Source organism: Phormidium sp. CCY1219, assembly GCF_055795085.1.
Genome location: NZ_JAYFEQ010000501.1, coordinates 1 through 1,038, shown reverse-complemented (window position 1 = coordinate 1,038; position 1,038 = coordinate 1). Strand labels below are relative to the sequence as shown.

At 48.9% G+C, this 1,038-nt stretch carries 3 protein-coding genes; all 3 read left to right on the top strand.

The genetic code is table 11. The features are described 5' to 3' along the window. A partial coding sequence (locus AC0QH1_RS13070) for a hypothetical protein (RefSeq protein WP_324631586.1) occupies positions 1-255 on the top strand: 255 nt, incomplete at its 5' end. Further along, complete coding sequence (locus AC0QH1_RS13065; RefSeq protein WP_324631585.1) at positions 252-506, top strand: hypothetical protein; 255 nt, start codon at positions 252-254, stop codon at positions 504-506. The genes AC0QH1_RS13070 and AC0QH1_RS13065, both read left to right, overlap by 4 nt. A 65-nt stretch (positions 507-571) precedes the next feature. Next, positions 572-1,038 (top strand): hypothetical protein (locus AC0QH1_RS13060; RefSeq protein ID WP_324631584.1); only part of this gene is annotated, 467 nt, incomplete at its 3' end.

Genomic DNA, 1,038 nt, shown 5'->3' with positions numbered 1-1,038 from the left:
TTCCGCTTCAACTACGACTACAGCAGCTTCGGCTCTGAAACCCTCCAACAGCAAGCAAAAGAAGCACTTTCCCAGTTTTTCGGGTACGTCCGCCATATGTTACGGGCGCGATCGCGCGAAAGCGCCAATACCCGTCTTAACTTTGCCTATTTCTTGCCTTTATTTGATGTGTTGACGTATGAACGTTATCGTATTAAGATTGAAGTATGGCAACATCAGCGTAGACGATCCCATCGAGAAAATACAAAGCTGTGAAAGAGAAAGTCTACGTTGATCTGAGTCCATACTGGCCTGAAGGCAAGTCAATTTCCTCTGTGTATGAGGAACTCTTAGTCGAAGGCAACAAGGTCGATCGACGCACTTTGTCTTCAGCCAAATCCGGTCTTTTAGCCAAAGCCGAGTTTGCCACACTGGTCAAACTGCGAGACTGGGTAAGAAAGGAAACTGGACGCTCAAACCTAGCGATCGATGATTTGCTGAGGTTTAAAGCACAAGAAGACAAGTAGTCGGTTAAAAAACAAAAAAGTCCCCCGCAGCAACGGGAGACCCATTTACATAAAAAACCATCATTATGATAACTCAAATTCAATCAGGTCAAACATTTGCCGAGCAAAATACCGTGGCTCCATTCGTTCTCAAAACCGACTACGACTACGCCGCCTTCGGCTCTGAAACCCTCCAACAGCAAGCAAAACAAGCACTTTCCCAGTTCTTCGGTTTCGTCCGCCAGACCTTCCTCAGCGGCCTAGAAATCGGTCGAAATTTGCGGCAAGTGCTGCACCAACTGTGCCGCGAACGGGGACTCACCCAAGGCGATCGCCTGTTCGAAAAATGGCTGGACTCCTCCGATTTTGGTGGCTCCACCTGGATGGCACGCGCCTTAATCCAGATTTCCCAGTGGTTCGACCGGCAAAAACAGCGCATCCAACAACTCATCCATGACTCGGTACAATCCTGGAGTATCAGCGCCCTCAAAGAACTGACCAAAATCGACGACCACCACCTGCTGGTCAAACTGCTCAAAGCCGGCAAGCAGAC